At 45.3% G+C, this 16531-nt stretch carries 14 protein-coding genes; 7 read left to right on the top strand and 7 right to left on the bottom strand.

The window, feature by feature from the left end; translation table 11 throughout:
• Positions 1-82: 82 nt before the first annotated feature.
• The 5 genes from ACRBG0_RS11775 to ACRBG0_RS11755 all read right to left on the bottom strand — a co-directional run bounded on the left by ACRBG0_RS11775 (position 83) and on the right by ACRBG0_RS11755 (position 5407).
• Complete coding sequence (locus ACRBG0_RS11775; RefSeq protein ID WP_431487084.1) at positions 83-1018, bottom strand: hypothetical protein; 936 nt, start codon at positions 1016-1018, stop codon at positions 83-85.
• Positions 1019-1467: 449 nt separating this feature from the next.
• Positions 1468-1848, bottom strand: a complete 381-nt coding sequence (locus ACRBG0_RS11770; protein ID WP_431487083.1) for a hypothetical protein — start codon at positions 1846-1848, stop codon at positions 1468-1470.
• Between the two features lie 162 nt (positions 1849-2010).
• Positions 2011-2586: a GNAT family N-acetyltransferase gene (locus ACRBG0_RS11765; protein WP_431487082.1), complete on the bottom strand. Its 576-nt coding sequence runs from the start codon at positions 2584-2586 to the stop codon at positions 2011-2013.
• 16 nt (positions 2587-2602) lie between these two features.
• Positions 2603-4300: a DUF6909 family protein gene (locus tag ACRBG0_RS11760; protein WP_431487081.1), complete on the bottom strand. Its 1698-nt coding sequence runs from the start codon at positions 4298-4300 to the stop codon at positions 2603-2605.
• Between the two features lie 150 nt (positions 4301-4450).
• Positions 4451-5407 carry a bifunctional helix-turn-helix transcriptional regulator/GNAT family N-acetyltransferase gene (locus ACRBG0_RS11755; RefSeq protein ID WP_431487080.1) on the bottom strand — a complete coding sequence of 319 codons (957 nt, stop codon included), beginning with the start codon at positions 5405-5407 and terminating at the stop codon, positions 4451-4453.
• A gap of 231 nt (positions 5408-5638) precedes the next feature.
• Between ACRBG0_RS11755 and ACRBG0_RS11750 the strand changes: the two genes are divergently transcribed.
• The gene (locus ACRBG0_RS11750) at positions 5639-6916 is read left to right on the top strand and encodes a glucose-1-phosphate adenylyltransferase (RefSeq protein WP_431487079.1); all 1278 of its coding nucleotides are present in this window, start codon (positions 5639-5641) and stop codon (positions 6914-6916) included.
• Between the two features lie 98 nt (positions 6917-7014).
• Here ACRBG0_RS11750 and ACRBG0_RS11745 read toward each other — a convergent pair whose 3' ends face one another.
• Positions 7015-7884, bottom strand: coding sequence for a sigma-70 family RNA polymerase sigma factor (locus ACRBG0_RS11745; protein ID WP_020536853.1), 870 nt, complete (start codon positions 7882-7884; stop codon positions 7015-7017).
• Positions 7885-8310: 426 nt separating this feature from the next.
• On the opposite strand from ACRBG0_RS11745, the gene ACRBG0_RS11740 reads away from it, so the two are divergent.
• Positions 8311-8691 (top strand): START-like domain-containing protein, encoded by a 381-nt coding sequence (locus tag ACRBG0_RS11740; RefSeq protein WP_431487078.1) that lies wholly within the window; start codon positions 8311-8313, stop codon positions 8689-8691.
• Positions 8692-8794: 103 nt separating this feature from the next.
• Here the strand turns inward: ACRBG0_RS11740 and ACRBG0_RS11735 are convergent, their stop codons facing one another.
• Complete coding sequence (locus tag ACRBG0_RS11735; RefSeq protein ID WP_431487077.1) at positions 8795-11083, bottom strand: glycoside hydrolase family 2 protein; 2289 nt, start codon at positions 11081-11083, stop codon at positions 8795-8797.
• A 239-nt stretch (positions 11084-11322) separates the two neighbouring features.
• On the opposite strand from ACRBG0_RS11735, the gene ACRBG0_RS11730 reads away from it, so the two are divergent.
• The 5 genes from ACRBG0_RS11730 to ACRBG0_RS11710 all read left to right on the top strand — a co-directional run bounded on the left by ACRBG0_RS11730 (position 11323) and on the right by ACRBG0_RS11710 (position 16480).
• A complete protein-coding gene (locus ACRBG0_RS11730; protein WP_431487076.1) occupies positions 11323-12126 on the top strand; it encodes an enoyl-ACP reductase FabI in 804 nt (267 codons plus the stop codon).
• A 75-nt stretch (positions 12127-12201) separates the two neighbouring features.
• Entirely contained in the window at positions 12202-12726 is a 525-nt protein-coding gene (locus ACRBG0_RS11725) for a flavodoxin family protein (RefSeq protein ID WP_431487075.1), read from the top strand.
• A gap of 235 nt (positions 12727-12961) precedes the next feature.
• Positions 12962-14239, top strand: coding sequence for a sigma-54-dependent transcriptional regulator (locus tag ACRBG0_RS11720; RefSeq protein ID WP_431487074.1), 1278 nt, complete (start codon positions 12962-12964; stop codon positions 14237-14239).
• Between the two features lie 66 nt (positions 14240-14305).
• On the top strand, positions 14306-15007 hold the full coding sequence (locus ACRBG0_RS11715; protein WP_431487073.1) for a response regulator transcription factor: 702 nt from the start codon (positions 14306-14308) through the stop codon (positions 15005-15007).
• A gap of 3 nt (positions 15008-15010) precedes the next feature.
• Positions 15011-16480 (top strand): sensor histidine kinase, encoded by a 1470-nt coding sequence (locus ACRBG0_RS11710; RefSeq protein ID WP_431487072.1) that lies wholly within the window; start codon positions 15011-15013, stop codon positions 16478-16480.
• The last annotated feature ends 51 nt before the right edge of the window (positions 16481-16531 follow it).

Raw genomic sequence — 16531 nt, 5'->3', positions numbered from 1 at the left:
GCTGTCTGTCCCCGCTTTGGGCGGGGCCACCCTTGCACAGCACTAGGCCGGGCATTCCCCAAGTAAGTCAAGTATTTGCACCTTAACTTCCAAGCGGCTTTCCTCCAAAAAAGTAAGTAAACTGTACAGTCATCCTACCACCAGCTTCCGTCAGTCCTTCCGCCCATTTTTGCTCTAGCGGATGCTGATAACGAAGCGTAGTACTGAATGCAGGAAAAAACACCTGTAGTCCAAGCTGCCCAAAGGTGTATTGCCCCCCAGTATGACTCCGGTAATAACCGCGCTGCACATCTTCGGCTGCCGTCTCCCTGTACAATCCCAGACTAGGCATAATTCCCAGTTTGCCACTGGCGATCACGTTAAACACTGTCAGGTGTCCACTCCAGCGATGGCCATAGCGGTAGTCTTCCTCATTTTCTCCGTTACGGCTGGCCAGCACATCGGCACTCAGACCCCAATCTCCACGGCGCAACACATACTGTAGGTAGGCCATACCATCGAGGCTACCCGTTCCCAAACGAAAGTTGACTTGGGTGTTGTCCTCTTCTGGTAGTTTGGCTTGCTGGCCCCACGGTAGCTTAGCTCCCACACCAGCACTCAGCCGATGACGCCATTCCGTACGCTTCTTGTTCTCCTGATCCAGCACTACGTATTGTAGCAGTACACTAGGGTCACTCCAGCCATTGAGGTTCCAAGTTTCGCCTGCTATCTCACGTTGCAGAAAAGCATAAGGCAAGGCCACACTCAGCCGCCAACGATCGTGCAGCCGCAACTGTAGTTGCAGGTCCATCTGTTGAAAATATTCTTCGCTCCCAATCTGCCCAAGGGCTTTAGCCTCCAGACTACTATAGGACGTAAACCGCTGATGGTTCCACCCTATACTAAGCTGGTGCGACTGAAAACGAGGGGTAAGCCCCATTTCCCAAAACATAATACTACACCCACAGGCCTCACAGGCTGAAAGCTGAGGTAGGTTGCCCACTCCCAATAAGAGCAGCAAAAGGATAATCGTCCGCATAATGATACTGATCTAATAGCTAAAATACTCGTTGAGACAAAGGTCTTACCCTATGTTTTGCGAACATTTCCACTAACTGTCCTCGGCCTAGTGCCTCCTTTTCCTATGAAAAAAAGCGAACACTAGCTCCTCAGAATAAGAAACTTAATTGAGTTGATTATTTGCTTTCCAACAAGACTTACGGTCTGAGACATCACCAATACCAAGGTATTGACGAAGTTATTTCAGGCTGAACACATAAGTCAGATGATACCGAATTGTGTTAGAGCTTATTTGAGACAGATTTGATTTGAAAATCAATAATTCAGAATTCTCGCTGAACTCAAAATTGTACGCTTGATGGGCTACGTAAACTATTTTGAGCGCCGACAGCGCTCCTAAAAGAATTGTTTTTCAAGCTTAGTAAGTACCAAAAATGCTCTTAATTCAATAGAAGGACAAGAAAGGAATTACGCCCGGGGTGGATGCCACTGAGGGTGTACATATTGACGCTCCTGCCAGTCGTCGTCAGAAGACACAACAACAGGGGTGAACATAGCTGGTACATTCAGTAGCCAATGTTCTTGCACAGGAGTAGAAAAGGGAGGAATTTGCCAAAGGCTGGCAGCTTCTGGCGTAGCACCAGGTTGTTGCTGCTGCTCAAAAGCTTCCGTTAATTGTTGACTAATAAAACAGCTACCAAAACAAGCCAACTCAGGTGCATCCTTGTTGACACACATGGGCACAGCCACCTCCTCCCGCTGGCTTTCCAATTGAAAAGCCAGAAAAGGTACCGTAAGCACCTGCGCCATAAGGCAGAGTAAGGTTAATATGACAATTAGCTGTCTCACATCGTAAAGGTAAAGAATAGCGTGGTCAAAAACCTTAGAGGATGATGAAAATCAGTGTTAATATTTGGATAGCGTCGGTCAGGATACAATCTCTTCTCGTAAGGCAACAAGGCAACAAGGCAACAAGGCAAATTCATGAATTTGCCTTGTTGCCTTGTTGCCCTACAACCCATACTCCTCCCGCGTCAATCCAAACAACATCACATCCAGCAGGGCGCCGGAGGCTTTGCGGTATTCGTGGCGCAGATCGCCCTCGCGGCGGAAGCCTACCTTACGGGCCAAGCGTTGGCTATTGTAATTATCTACCAAGGTTTTAAGGACCAATTTATTGAGCTGAAGTTGCTTAAACGCAAACTGTATCATACGCGACATGACCTCCGTCATCAGTCCCTTCCCTGCCTGGTCCTGATGGAGGAAGTAGCTGATTTCAGCACGCGGGGTCTGCCAGTCGATGTTGCGAAAGTGCAGATAACCTATCATATCGGCCTCATCGACGCGCCATATCCCAAAGGTGAATTCTTCCTGAAGCAGCCACTTGGCCAATGAACGCCTTGCAAACTCCTCCCCTTCTTCGGGTGTGCGGATCAGCTCTACGAGAATGGGAAAATGATCTTCTATATAACTGGAATTCTCTTGAATCAAATCATAAAGTTCCAGCCCATCCCCTTCACGCAAGCGGCGCGTCAACGTTCGAGTAGTAATTATAGCGGTGTCAATACCAAAAAGATCAGGGCGCATGAATAATGATTTTATACTAGCGGCTGGTAGCCAGAATTTTGTTTAAGAATACACGGGTAATCATATATGTTGGAGCTACTCCGCTCAAGCCCAAGCTACCACTAGCCAGTGTTGACCCCGTTTCCAAGGGATTGTCAGATGCGTAGTAGGCGTAACGTAAAACTACATCTTCATTCACACTATGGCGAATTTTACTGGCTGCCTGGATCGCTTTTTGATAATGGGCTCCTTCCATTTCCAAACCAATCGCTTGCCATGACGATTTCCGAAAGTAACGCAATATATCTCGGTTCTGGAGACTCGTCCCTAAAACGGTAATCATCAACCCCTCCAAAACGCCTATGCCCAGGTCGTTTTCAAAATCTTCCTTACAAAGGTCATTCTTAAAGGGGTAGTTGTCAGCAGTACCTTCAAAAACGTGAGCGGAAGGTACCATAATATCGCCTTTCCCTCCTTCCAATATGCCCGCTTTGCCCATTATGTTGACGGACGCTACTGGAAGATCATGGTGATAATCAACCGTCTCATGAGGCCGAAGGAGTTCATCCATCGTTTCGTAGGCTTGCTCGCCAAAGGCGTAGTCCATCACAAAAACCACCGGCACCTCCTCTTTCTTTTCTGGCAGCTTCCACTCCAGTGAACGAGGTGCTTTTTTTATTTTAGACAAATCAAAAAACTGTACCGAAATATTGGTTCCACTGGTATCATCCAACTGTACCATTCCGTGCTGTCGGGCATAATCCGTGACACGCTGCCGCAGCTTACCGTTTTCGGGCAAACTCAAAAGCTGAAACAACTCCTTGGTTGGGTATTTTGCTGCTTCCTTGGGCAGTGCTGCTTCGGCATACAGGCAATTCATCACACTGTGCAAGTTTGCACTGATAATGTGTAGCGGACGGCCATTCATGTTGTGTTCATGCAGAGCCTCCTTTATGGCATGTGCCCAGCGGCTACCATGCAAATGGTGACCAATCATGTCCCGCAAAGTACTGGAGAAACTGATCTCGCGATCTTTTTTCTCCTGATCTTCTTGGGAAGATAGACAGCCTAGCCAGTAAGTAATATGGAAAATACTATTTACGTTGGGGTCATTATCAAAGCGCTCACAAGCAGTTATCGTCTCTTGGTAGGTTCTCCCCAGCAAAGTACTCAAATAAGTGTAAGCTACCTCTCGGTTATATTCTTCGCCAGCCTCTTCGCGTTTGACAATTTCTTCCAACATATTCCACTCCCGTCGCTTTGCTCCTCGGTGGTTTTCGCTGTTTCTGCGAATTTTTTCAGATTCAATATACATAAAGGTGAGATGCGTGAGAATATCGTAAATGTCACTACGACCTCGCGTCATTTCAATATACATTTCTTCTTTATCGATCCGGTAAGCATTCCGTCGACGAGCAGGAGGAACAATAGGCGTGAAGTCTGTCTGTTCGTACCCTTCACGAGAGATCAGCTTTACAAACCGGCACTCTTCAATGCCTTTAGGTAAACGCTGGAAGATGTAAAACAAACCATTCAATTCTACTCGCTCTGGCTCGTTAACACTGCCATAAATTTCTGGGCGTAGTTCTGTCAACGCTTCAATCATAGCCTCTCCTGATACCCCCAACGGTTTATAACTCCCTCGGATAAAAAGATGGCGCATCGCAATATAAAGGCGTTCAATAGCTGCCCGACTAATCTGGGCACGGTTGCGGTTGGGGATGGGCAATGACATATGAAGTATTGAAATTATTTCACAAAATTAACCCTTCTATGTAAAAGGGTAGCATACTATCTTTCTATTATATACAAAGACTACGAAACTGTCTAAAGTTTTCTCATGCAAAACACGTATACTATTACTGCAATAATAATCAAATCTCAATCAATCGAGTAGTAACTCCATTTGAATATTAGAACGAGCATAAGGACTAGGAATCTTATTCACTAAACGGGTAAACCCTAATTTATAATAAAGATGAATGGCAGGCTGTAATACCGTATTACTTTCTAGGTACAGGCGACTGGCCCCAAGCGCCCTGGCTTTTTCAATCACCTTTTTTCCCAACAAATAACCTACCCCCATCCCTTGTGCCAGAGGGCTTACGCCCATTTTGGCCAACTCGTAGGAAGCATTCGGCATTTTAAGCATTGCTACGACACCTACTGGTTCCCCTTCAAAAAGGGCGACAAAAATGAAGCCTCCTTTATCCAGAATATAAGCCTGAGGATGATCAAGTGCTGCGAAATCAGCGGCTTCCATCGTAAAGTACTGCTCGATCCAAGCCACATTAATATCTCGAAAAGCTTGCTGGTAAGCCGGTAAATAAGGTACAACCTCAATGGCTGCCGAGAGGCGGGATTTGCGCCGCTCCTGTACTCTTCGTGTGATACTTTTGTTTTCTAGTGCGAGTTCTAGATCCTGCATTGCAGCCCAAAAATTGTGATCCGTTTCCTTAAGTAGGTCGGCTACACTTTGATAGACATCATCGTAAAAATCGGCCATCTTTCCGGCGATAGCCTCCCCTGCTTCAGAGAGCGAAAGGAGGCTTTTTCGGCCATCTTGCTTATCGCGAACCTTGGTAAGCAAATCATTTTTTTTCATCTCTTTGGCCACCTGGCTCACCGAGGCGTGCGACTGGCCAATCCGCTGAGCCAAATCTGTTACGTGCATAGGGCCACCCTGACTTAGCATGTAAAACACAGGAAACCAGCGTGGCTCAAAATTCATTTGCTGTAAACGAAAAATCGCAGCTCCCTCCAAGGTGACCATTTCACTAAGTCGACGCAAGCGGCTACCAATAGCCATTACTCCTGCTATTTGATAAAATTCTGGTTCCATTGCAAAATAATTTACGTAAGTACTTACGTAAATATATTCTTTTTATCTCTACCCAGCAATAACTGCCAGCCAAACATTAAAACAAACTTAAGAAACTGGAGTATTTGGCAAAATAATAAGACTGCAAGGGGAGAATACACCACATTTTTTTTAACTTTTAGCCCTAAACCGTAAATCCCTTTATTCTTCCCCAAAACAGAGGGGTATAAAAATTACACTATTCATTAGTATATGATCAAAGTAATCAGTCTTATCCTCGGCGGTGGTGCCGGTACTCGCTTATTTCCACTTACAGAACAACGTTCTAAACCAGCAGTACCCATCGGCGGTAAATACCGCCTTATTGACATTCCAATATCCAACTGCCTCAATTCCGGTATCCGTCGGATGTTTGTCCTTACGCAGTACAATAGTGCCTCGCTTAATCAGCACATTAAGAATACCTATAACTTTGACTCTTTCAGTCATGGCTTTGTAGATATCCTGGCGGCTGAACAGACACAAAACAGTGATAGCTGGTTTCAAGGAACGGCTGATGCAGTGCGCCAAAGCATGCACCACTTACGTAATCATGATCACGATTACGTAATGATTCTTTCAGGGGATCAGCTTTATCAGATGGATTTGGCTGAATTTGCTCAGTACCACCTTGACAAGAAAGCGGATTTAACCATTGCTACTATTCCCGTTAATGATAAAGACGCGCCTGGTTTTGGTATCCTCAAACAGGATGACAACCAAATGATCGAAAGCTTTGTAGAGAAACCATCTGCGGATATTCTTTCAGACTGGACTTCTCCTTTGCCCGATAGATATACCTCACAAGGAAAAAACTGGATGGCTTCCATGGGAATTTATATATTCTCCAAGACCTTCCTAGAGCGGCTCTTCGATGAAAACCCTGATGCTACAGATTTTGGCAAGGAAATTATTCCTTATGCCATTAATAACAAATTTCGGGTAGCTAGCTATTCTTATGATGGCTACTGGGAAGATATTGGTACGATTCGTTCTTTCTTCGATGCTAATATTGCGCTGACGGACCCCGTTCCGGCTTTCAATATGTTCGATAACGAAGAGCAAATTTATACCCGCCCGCGGATGCTGGCACCTTCCAAAATATTCGGCACCTTTTTCAATCAGGCCATTATCGCCGAAGGGTGTATCGTTAATGCCAGGCAGATAGATCATGCCATCATAGGCTTGCGTTCTCGTATTGGAACGGATACAGAAATATCCAACGCTATCATCATGGGTAATGACTACTATGAAACGATAGCGGAGATTGAGGAGCTTGGTGATACGCCAGCAATGGGTATTGGTGCAAATTGTTACATCCGAAATGCGATCATCGACAAAGATTGCCGTATTGGTGATAATGTCCGAATTCATGGAAGCACTTCCCTTGAAGATACAGAAACCCCAACTTATATGATCCGGGGAGGTATTATCGTTACTCGCAAAGGATCGACCATACCATCTGGTACAAGGATAGGCTTGCAGAGTTAGTGCTTGTAAAATAAAATTTCAAGCTATACCACGTAAAAAATCCCGTCAATGTTCACATCGACGGGATTTTTCATTTAAAACCTTTGGTTTTAATCAAATTAAGCGCCCAAATAGTGCTTGAGGAGCTTGCTACGATTAGCAGAACGAAGCTTATTGATTGCCTTGTCCTTAATTTGGCGAACCCGCTCACGGGTAAGACCAAACTTGTCGCCAATATCCTCCAACGACATTGGGTGCTCAACACCAATACCGAAGTACAACTTGATGACATCACACTGACGATCAGTCAGCGTTGATAAAGAACGTTCAATTTCACGGCGCAATGATTCCCGGTACTCCAATGCAGCGTCAGTGCCTGGGGTCGCTGTATTTTCAAGTACGTCCAACAAGCTGTTGTCTTCGCCTTCTACGAAAGGAGCATCCATAGATACGTGACGAGCAGCGACACCAAGTGTCGTTTCTACTTCTTCTGTAGAAATTTCCAATTGATCTGCCAATTCTTCAGGAGATGGCTCACGCTCGTACTCTTGCTCGAGTTCGGAAAACGCTTTATTAATCTTATTAAGAGAGCCTACCTTGTTTAGTGGTAAACGAACGATCCGCGATTGCTCAGCAAGTGCTTGCAGGATCGACTGACGAATCCACCAAACGGCGTAGGAGATAAACTTGAAACCACGCGTTTCATCAAAACGTTGAGCCGCTTTGATTAAACCCAAGTTTCCTTCGTTGATCAAGTCACTTAATGATAAACCTTGGTTTTGGTATTGCTTAGCTACCGAGACCACAAAACGCAAGTTGGCTTTGGTCAATTTTTCCAAAGCGGCTTGATCACCTTGCTTGATCCGCTTAGCTAATTCCACCTCTTCTTCTGGTGTCAACAAATCCACCTTACCGATCTCCTGGAGGTACTTCTCCAGTGACTGACTTTCGCGGTTCGTAATGGATTTTGTGATCTTAAGCTGTCTCATTTATTTAGCCTCTTTGATTGTCGAAAATAAAAAACCCGCCTTGTGCTGATTACAAGCCGGATTTACGCTCGGATTCACTTATTTGACTATGGCAACTTCACTTATCCCCATCATGCAGGAAGAGATTTGGAATATTTGAGTAACCGTCATATAAATTATAGAAAATAATATTTTTATGAAATCCAAACGCAAAAATACGTGCAAAACAGCTAATTGTCAAGCTTCTAGCCGATATTATTGTTTGCTTTTTAGTAACAAACTGATTAATAGAATAGTTGTGTAAGTACCTCTATGTCGAATTTTTCCACTTAATGCCGGTAAAGATTTGGAAAAATGGCCGCTTTCTCTTTTATTGTGCCGAATCGATTCACAGATTCGCATTAATTATTTGTGAGAAAACTTTTCTCACTAAACCATGCCTTAACTATGGAGAGAGTAAAATTTTCGAAAGAATTTATCTTTCGCGCATCTCCGGCCATTTTATATCAGTTTCTTAGCACCCCTGACTGCCTGATCCGTTGGTTTTGTGACCAGGTCCATATAAATGGACGTATGTATACATTCGAATGGAACGGTACAGAAGAAGAAGCTGAACTTATTGAAGACCTCGAGAACGAACTACTTCGTTTCCATTGGGAGGATGCCGATGATGAAAGAGAGTACCTGGAATTCAACATGGCTCGCTCTCCGGTAACAGGAGAAACAATCCTCGTAATCACTGATTATTGTGATGACGATGAAGTAGAGGACCAAAAACAACTCTGGGAGACTCAAATGAAAGCCCTACGAGGAGTTACTGGAGGTTAGGCTATTGCTATTCTCGGCAATTGTTTTGCAATGGAAGCATCATGCTTCCCTAGACATCAATTTTTTTTTTAATCCTCTTTAGGGGTGACTCATGTTTATTTTCCTATCCCTTAAGTAATTCAGGAAATTTTTGCCAGTCTTCTTCCTCTGGCAGACGGATAGGCAATTGTCGGCCTGACCATTTGAAAACAGACATTCTTTCGTCCCCAACAAACAACTGAATTTCGGTTTCTTCTTTCTTTCCAGGAACCATTCCTGCTGGTGGTATCATCAGTTGAGTTCCAGCACGTAGTACCAGTACTTTCTTTTCGCCACTTTCCAATACTGTCGTACTTCCTACTTTACGTTTTGCCCAACGTAAACTAACTTCTGTACCGCCCGGGTAATCTGAAATCACAGCCAACTGTGGGGCTTTTTCATCTCCCACTGCTGCTGCCACAATGGGGGCATAAAGGTTGGGTAGCTCATCGAATAAGACTTTCGGTCGGCCATAATAGTCAATCGCAGACCAGGAAGGCGCTGGCCAGCAATCGTTCAATTGCCAGAAGGTTGTACCCATGCAGTAGCCATAACGCAGGCGGTGTGCCAGTATCGCCCGACGTATACCTTCATATTGCACCTGTTGTGATTGTTCTACAAATGCCGGAAAATCAGAAGCAGGCTCGCCGTATTGTTCTGTAAACTTCCCTATCAGGCCATTGCCGATGTAGCTCTTCTGGTGGTGTGCCATCACCGGACTATCTAGTGACCACTGGCTACTATCCGCGAAGCTAGCGATAGTTTCCATATCAGGAAACGACTGAAAGCCATACTCGTTCATATAGCGCCCAACTTTGGTTTCGTAGCCCGTAAAGTCATCTGGTCCGTGCCATACGCCCCAATAATGCAAGGTATTGTGCCCGCGTTCCGCTATTTTATAAGAAGAACTCAAGGGAGTTGTATGCGAATAAGGTCGTTCGGGGTCTTCCTTTGCTAATACCTCTGGGATCAGTTCCTGGAATATTTTGGTGTAATTGCGATACATATCCTGTTCATCCTCCCCTTTGATATCGTATTTTTTTTGCCAGCCCCAGTTGCGCATCGCTAAATCTACTTCATTGTTACCACACCAGGTGATGATACAGGGATGATTGCGCAAACGGCGAACGTTTTCCCTGACCTCGGCTTCTACGTTGGCCAAAAACGAAGGGTCTGCCGGATATGCTGCACAGGCAAACATAAAATCTTGCCACACCATTAACCCAAGCGAATCACACTGGTCATAAAAATGTTCGTCTTCATAAATACCTCCGCCCCAAACGCGGATAAGGTTAAAATGGGCATTTTGTGCCTGCACGAGTAAATCCGTCTTCTGCTGTGCAGTAATCCGTGTCAGTATCGCATCCTGTGGAATATAGCTGGCTCCTTTTGTAAAAATGGGCCTGCCATTGATTTTAAAATAAAAGCTGGTACCGTAGCTATCAGGGCGTTGAACCAACTCAACAGTGCGGATACCAATTTTCTTTTCCTGTTCATCCAGTTTCTCACCATCTTTCCATAGCTCCAAACTTAGGTGGTAACGGTGAGCTTCGCCATGACCATTAGGCCACCACAAGCGAGGCTGATCAATATGGAAGTTGAAGTAGACCTCTTGCTCGGTCTTCGTCAACCCGCGTTTGGCTAAAAGACGACCGGTGTTCAGGTCGCGCAATCGCAGCTCATAAGCGCCCGGGCTGCGGCGATCAATGGCAGCACGAATGCCCATTCGCGCCCGGGCTGTTTCTACCTCTTCCTGAAAATACTGAACCTCTTCTAGTCGGGCATGCTCCCAACTTTCGAGATAAACAGGTCGCCAAATCCCTTGTGTAACCAGACGAAGGCCCCAATCCCAGCCAAATTGAAACTGCGCCTTGCGGGCAAAATTAGCCATCCGAGGGTCGCCAGTATCATTGACAGAAGTTTTATTGAGTGCATAAGAAAGGTTTTGAATAGTTTCTGCTAGTGCTTCCAATGGTGCCGTAAAAGCTACCCGCAAGTGGTTGGTTCCTGCTTTCAACAAAGACGTAACGGGCACCTGCCAGGAACGAAACATATTGTCCGCTGTGAGAATCAAGCTATCGTTTAGGTAAACTTTTGCGTAAGTATCCAACCCTCTGAAGTTTAGTCGGTATACCCGCTGGGGATCAAACGCTTCTGGCGTAAAAATAAGATTGTACTCCCAATTGCGTTCTCCTACCCACTGTACCTCTGTTTCATTGGTACCATAATAAGGGTCAGGCAGCAACCCCGACCGGCTCAGCACCTCCTGCACAGTGCCTGGCACTGGCGTTGAAAGCTCCTCCGCCGTCGAAAAGTCGGTAGATTTGATAGTCCAACCCGTACTCAATGGCTCGCGTAATACTTCTTGCCCCATAAGGATTTGGCTTATTAGCAGGAGCGAAAAAAAAAGTCCTGCTGATCGTAAAAGAAAGGATAGTCGGTTCATGGCAACAAGATACAAGTCCTAAGATTAATTATCTTTGCCAGACAAGAAATCAGATTCTTAGATAAAATATTTTGAATTTTAGAGCTAATAAGAAAATCTGGATTCCCTCCAGATACAATCCTTTTAAAAGCTCTTAGCTAAATTCTCAACTCAAAATTGGGTAACCTATGGCAAATAATCTGTTAGCCGGCAAGCGTGGTATCATTTCCGGAGCGCTCGATGAGCAATCTATCGCCTGGAAAGTCGCAGAGCGTTGTGTAGAAGAAGGAGCACAAATTGTCCTTACCAATGCCCCTGTCGCTATGCGTTTTGGCAAAATCAATGAATTGGCGGAGAAACTCAATGCTGAAATCATTCCTGCCGATGCAACTAGTATGGAAGACTTGGAGAACCTCGTCACCAAAAGTCAGGAACACTTGGGTGGCAAGCTCGACTTTGTCCTTCACTCTATTGGCATGTCTGTGAACGTTCGTAAAGGTCGTGAGTATACTGACCTGAAGCACGACTGGATGATGAAGACCTTTGATGTTTCTGCCATCTCTTTCCATAAAATGATGCAGGTACTCTGGCAAAAGGATGCGATGAACGACTGGGGCTCCGTTTTGGCCCTAACCTACATTGCAGCACAGCGAACCTTCCCTGATTACAGCGAAATGGCGGAAAGCAAAGCGCTTTTGGAAAGTTTTGCACGTAGTTTCGGTTATCACTTCGGTACCCGCAACAAGGTGCGTGTGAATACCATCAGCCAATCTCCAACCATGACGACTGCCGGGCAGGGCGTAAAAGGTTTTGGAGAGTTTTTCAACTACGCTGACAAAATGTCTCCACTGGGCAATGCGCCCGCCGAGTCATGTGCTGACTATTGTATACAGTTATTTAGTGACTTGAGTCGCTATGTTACGATGCAGAACCTCTTCCATGATGGAGGGTTCTCTAATATGGGAATGAATCCAGCACTGCTGGAAGGCTAGCCCAAAGGAGGTGTGGGAACAAAACAACCTACACGCTAATTTTGTCCCACACCTCTAATTTAAAGTGCCTTTTTTATGTCTTCCATCGTTGTCTTCCACGCCAGCTCTCGTTCGCACGGCAACACCAGTACCATTGCGAATTACCTAAGTGGCCAACTTTCAGCTACAGCTGTAAATCTAAGCGCCCACGAGATTGCTCCCTTCTCCTACGAAGACAATTATCCTGCTACCGACGATTTCAAGGATATTATTGATCAAACTATTGAAGCCGATCACTGGGTACTGGTCACACCAATCTATTGGTACACCATGAGTGCACAAATGAAGACCTTCCTTGATCGATTCTCGGACCTTATGCGTTACCGCGAAGAATTGCTCCCTGCTCTTACAGGTAAATATCTCTGGACTGTTGCTGTGGGTAGTGACCCGGAGTCCGTTCCTCATTTTTTTACTCCTTTTCGCCTTTCGGCTGAATACCTGGCCATGTATTATGGAGGTGATCTCCATTCCTGGTTGGGCAGAACTCCTGCAATGAAGCCTGAAGTGCAAATACTTCTGGATCGGTTTAGTGAACGTATCTTGGAAAGAGTCGTCAAGTAATTCATTTCCTCTGTGTATATGTGTTAAAATGAGGATAAACAGGGCTTATCACATAGACACAGAGTTTTAGTTCGAAGATTAGGAGCAGCTATTAAAAACCTCTGTGTCTATGTGTTGAAATAAAGACAGAGCCAGCTTACCTCATAGTTAGCTTAGCGCCGTGAAACATTCAACCACCTTCTTCGTATAAAGAAAAATTATAAAGTCATTCCTTCACCCCCAATCGATTTTTGATATGCCACGCGTATTAGTAGTAGACGATGAAGCCGCTATCCGGAGAGCCCTTCGTGACATTCTGGAATTTGAAAAATACGACGTTGTTGAAGCCACCAACGGTACTGAATGCCTTGTGAAGTTAAAACAAGGCAAATTTGATGTCATTGTTTTAGACATAAAGATGCCGCAGATGGATGGCATGGACGCCCTCGACCGTATTGGCATTCTATCTCCGGAAACACCGGTTATTATGATTTCGGGGCATGCTGATATTGATACCGCAGTAGAATCGGTCAGGAAAGGAGCATTTGATTTTATCAGCAAGCCACTAGACCTCAACCGGCTGCTGATCACACTGCGTAACGCCTTGGACAAATCTACTTTGATAGGTGAAAAAAAGGCCCTACAAAAGAAAGTAAACCGCAAAGAAGCTCCCAAGATGATTGGTAAGTCGGAAGGCTTAACCAAAATATTGGCGACCATTGAGAAAGTGGCGCCTACCGAAGCCCGCATACTCATTACAGGTCCCAATGGAACGGGTAAAGAGCTGGTTGCTCGCCAAGTTCACAAGCAGAGCAGCAGAGCCAAAAAGGCTCTTATTGAGGTCAACTGCGCTGCTATTCCCACAGAGTTAATCGAAAGTGAACTATTTGGCCACGAAAAAGGCTCTTTTACCGGTGCTGCCCAGCAAAAGTCAGGAAAATTTGAACAGGCCGACAAAGGCACTCTTTTTCTAGACGAGATAGGAGACATGAGCTTGAGTGCTCAGGCCAAGGTGCTACGAGCCCTTCAGGAAAACCAGATCACCCGTGTTGGAGGAACCAAAGACCTCAATGTAGATGTACGGGTGCTCGCAGCGACCAATAAGGATTTGAGGGTAGAAATTGCTGCAGGTCGTTTTCGGGAAGATCTCTACCATCGGCTTTCTGTTATCCTCATTGAAGTTCCTGCTTTAAATGACCGCCGTGATGATATTCCTTTGCTCATTGACCATTTCAACCGGCAGATTTGCAAAGAATACGGCGTTGTACCCAAAAAGTGGGAAGACAAAGTTATCGCTCAGTTACAAGAACTCAACTGGACCGGTAATATTCGGGAGCTGCGCAATGTTGTTGAGCGTTTATTGATCTTGAGCAATGACAGCGTGACCCTCGCCGATGTTCAACAATTTGTACTTCCCAGTGCAGCAGCGCCTGCAAAGGCTGATAGCCTACAGCAATTATTCCAACAATTCGACACGCTTGAAGACCTTCAGGTTTACATCCAACAGGAATATCAGGAGCATCAACCCGTTTAATCTGCTCTTCGTGATGATTTTGTGATACTTATTGGCGAATTTGCCGATGATTACAAAAAAGAGCTTATGAAAAGGGTTTTGATCATTGAAGATGATCCCCACATTGTTGATCTTATAGAGATTCATCTGAACGACTTAGGCTGTAGCCTGGTTCGAGCGAGTGATGGCCTCCGAGGCCTTGCTGCCGCAGAAGGGAGTACCTTTGACTTGATCATACTAGACCTAATGTTGCCTCATGTTGATGGACTAGAAGTGTGCCGGCGTTTGCGAATGCAGCAGATCAATACTCCCATTTTAATGCTTACCGCGAAATCGGAAGAGATCGATAAGGTACTGGGATTAGAAACCGGGGCAGATGACTACTTGACTAAACCATTCAGTGTCCGGGAGCTTATTGCCAGAGTGAAAGCCATTTTCCGACGTAGCAACTTGGCCCAGCAGAAGCAACAAAAGGAACCACCAAGTATCCTCAATTTTGGCGACTTGGTCATTGATCTGGAAAAACGTAAAGTGACCATTCAGCAAAAAAGAGTAGAGCTTTCGCCTAAAGAGTTTGAATTACTGGCGCTGATGGCTGCACATCCTGGTAAAAGTTATGACCGCCAGCGGTTACTTACCTTGGTATGGGGTTATGATTTTAATGGGTTTGAGCATACCGTCAATTCCCATATCAATCGCCTGCGGCGAAAGATTGAGCCTCAGGCTGATCAACCCCGCTACATCCTTACCACCTGGGGCATAGGTTATCGCTTCAATGAAGAATTGTAAAACATGAACAAAAAGGCCAACGATCATTTTTCTCTTTACTGGAATATTGCCTTCACCCTTCTCCTATTGCTGCTTGGGCTGGGGGCCGGGTACATCTTTGTCACCTCCATCGCAGCACGTACTTACGTACAGGAAATCAATCAACAGCTATACGGTGATGTAGCAAAACATATTGTCAAAGAAACCCAACCGTTAAAGGACGGCCAGCCAGACACCTCTGCCACCCATGACATCATGCATTCTATGATGGTCATCAACCCCAGCTTGGAGGTTTACCTCCTGGATACCGAAGGTGAGATTATTGATTACGTCGTCCCTTATAGCAAGGTAAAACTGGATAGGGTTGATATGGAGCCTATCACAACTTTCCTAACCAGTAAGACTCCCCACCTCATTCTTGGTGATGACCCCAAACAACCTGGTACTGCCAATATTTTTTCTGCCGCCCCCATTTACGAGAACGAGCAACTCCGTGGCTACGCTTACGTTATACTGGCGGGTGAAGCAAGGAACAGTATCACCAGCACTTTGAGTATGCACTATATTCTGTGTCTCGGTGGTCGTTTATTTTATCTTATTCTGGTGGCAGCATTACTCATTGGTTTACTGGCCTTTTGGTGGCTTACACGCAACTTACGACGAATAATCAGTGTCTTAAAGCGGTTTCAAGAAGGCGACTACGAGGCTCGTATTTCCAAGCGAGACCAGGGTAGCCTCGCTATTTTGGGCGATACTTTTAATGAGATGGCCGAAAAGGTAACGGAAAGCATTGAGCAACTAAAATCTGTAGACAGGCTACGGCAGGAGCTTATTGCTAATGTTTCTCACGATTTGCGAACGCCACTGGCGATAATACAGGGCTATATAGAAACACTACAGATGAAGGAGGGGAAAATCACCTCAGAGGAAAGAAAGCAATACCTGGAAACGGTGATGGCCAGTTCCGAAAAACTCTCCCGACTGATTGCTCAACTGTTTGAATATTCAAAATTGGAAGCGCAGCAAATTGTCCCACAAAAAGAACCCTTCCCTATCCAGGAACTTTGCCAGGATATCATATTTAAATACCAGGTACTCGCCCAGGAAAAGAACATTGCCCTTGGCTGGAACGCACCACATGATTTACCGATGGTGTTTGCAGACATTGGCTTGGTAGAGCGCGTACTACAAAACCTGCTAGACAATGCCCTTCGGCATACTCCAGCCGGAGGTGAAGTGAGTATTCAACTGAACAATACCCCAGAAGGAGTTCGTATCATGGTGGCAGATACTGGCCCCGGTATTCCAGAAGCCCAACAAGCTCATATTTTTGAACGTTACCGTCAACTGGAAACGAAAAAAGCTACTGGCAGTGGCCTGGGATTAGCCATTGTGAAAAAGATTCTTGAAATTCATCAAGCTACTATTCATGTACGCAACCGTGAGCAAAATGGTGCTGAATTTTGGTTCCAGTTGCCATTGGCTGTGGGGTAAATTATTGGCGGAGCATTCAGAATGCGCTGCGGTATTTTTGCCTCCCTTTCA

Source organism: Lewinella sp., assembly GCF_050633125.1.
In the GTDB taxonomy this organism is placed as follows: Bacteria; Bacteroidota; Bacteroidia; order Chitinophagales; family Saprospiraceae; genus Lewinella.
The sequence above is the reverse complement of the archived record's forward strand: the minus strand, read 5'-3'. Positions and strand labels throughout refer to the sequence as shown.

What these genes read in the sequence shown, in the direction of transcription:
- ACRBG0_RS11775 (WP_431487084.1), bottom strand. Translation starts at nt 1,018, where the DNA reads ATGCGGACGATTATCCTTTTGCTGCTCTTATTGGGAGTGGGCAACCTA.
- ACRBG0_RS11765 (WP_431487082.1), bottom strand. Translation starts at nt 2,586, where the DNA reads ATGCGCCCTGATCTTTTTGGTATTGACACCGCTATAATTACTACTCGA.
- ACRBG0_RS11760 (WP_431487081.1), bottom strand. Translation starts at nt 4,300, where the DNA reads ATGTCATTGCCCATCCCCAACCGCAACCGTGCCCAGATTAGTCGGGCA.
- ACRBG0_RS11755 (WP_431487080.1), bottom strand. Translation starts at nt 5,407, where the DNA reads ATGGAACCAGAATTTTATCAAATAGCAGGAGTAATGGCTATTGGTAGC.
- ACRBG0_RS11750 (WP_431487079.1), top strand. Translation starts at nt 5,639, where the DNA reads ATGATCAAAGTAATCAGTCTTATCCTCGGCGGTGGTGCCGGTACTCGC.
- ACRBG0_RS11745 (WP_020536853.1), bottom strand. Translation starts at nt 7,884, where the DNA reads ATGAGACAGCTTAAGATCACAAAATCCATTACGAACCGCGAAAGTCAG.
- ACRBG0_RS11740 (WP_431487078.1), top strand. Translation starts at nt 8,311, where the DNA reads ATGGAGAGAGTAAAATTTTCGAAAGAATTTATCTTTCGCGCATCTCCG.
- ACRBG0_RS11735 (WP_431487077.1), bottom strand. Translation starts at nt 11,083, where the DNA reads ATGGGGCAAGAAGTATTACGCGAGCCATTGAGTACGGGTTGGACTATC.
- ACRBG0_RS11730 (WP_431487076.1), top strand. Translation starts at nt 11,323, where the DNA reads ATGGCAAATAATCTGTTAGCCGGCAAGCGTGGTATCATTTCCGGAGCG.
- ACRBG0_RS11725 (WP_431487075.1), top strand. Translation starts at nt 12,202, where the DNA reads ATGTCTTCCATCGTTGTCTTCCACGCCAGCTCTCGTTCGCACGGCAAC.
- ACRBG0_RS11720 (WP_431487074.1), top strand. Translation starts at nt 12,962, where the DNA reads ATGCCACGCGTATTAGTAGTAGACGATGAAGCCGCTATCCGGAGAGCC.
- ACRBG0_RS11715 (WP_431487073.1), top strand. Translation starts at nt 14,306, where the DNA reads ATGAAAAGGGTTTTGATCATTGAAGATGATCCCCACATTGTTGATCTT.
- ACRBG0_RS11710 (WP_431487072.1), top strand. Translation starts at nt 15,011, where the DNA reads ATGAACAAAAAGGCCAACGATCATTTTTCTCTTTACTGGAATATTGCC.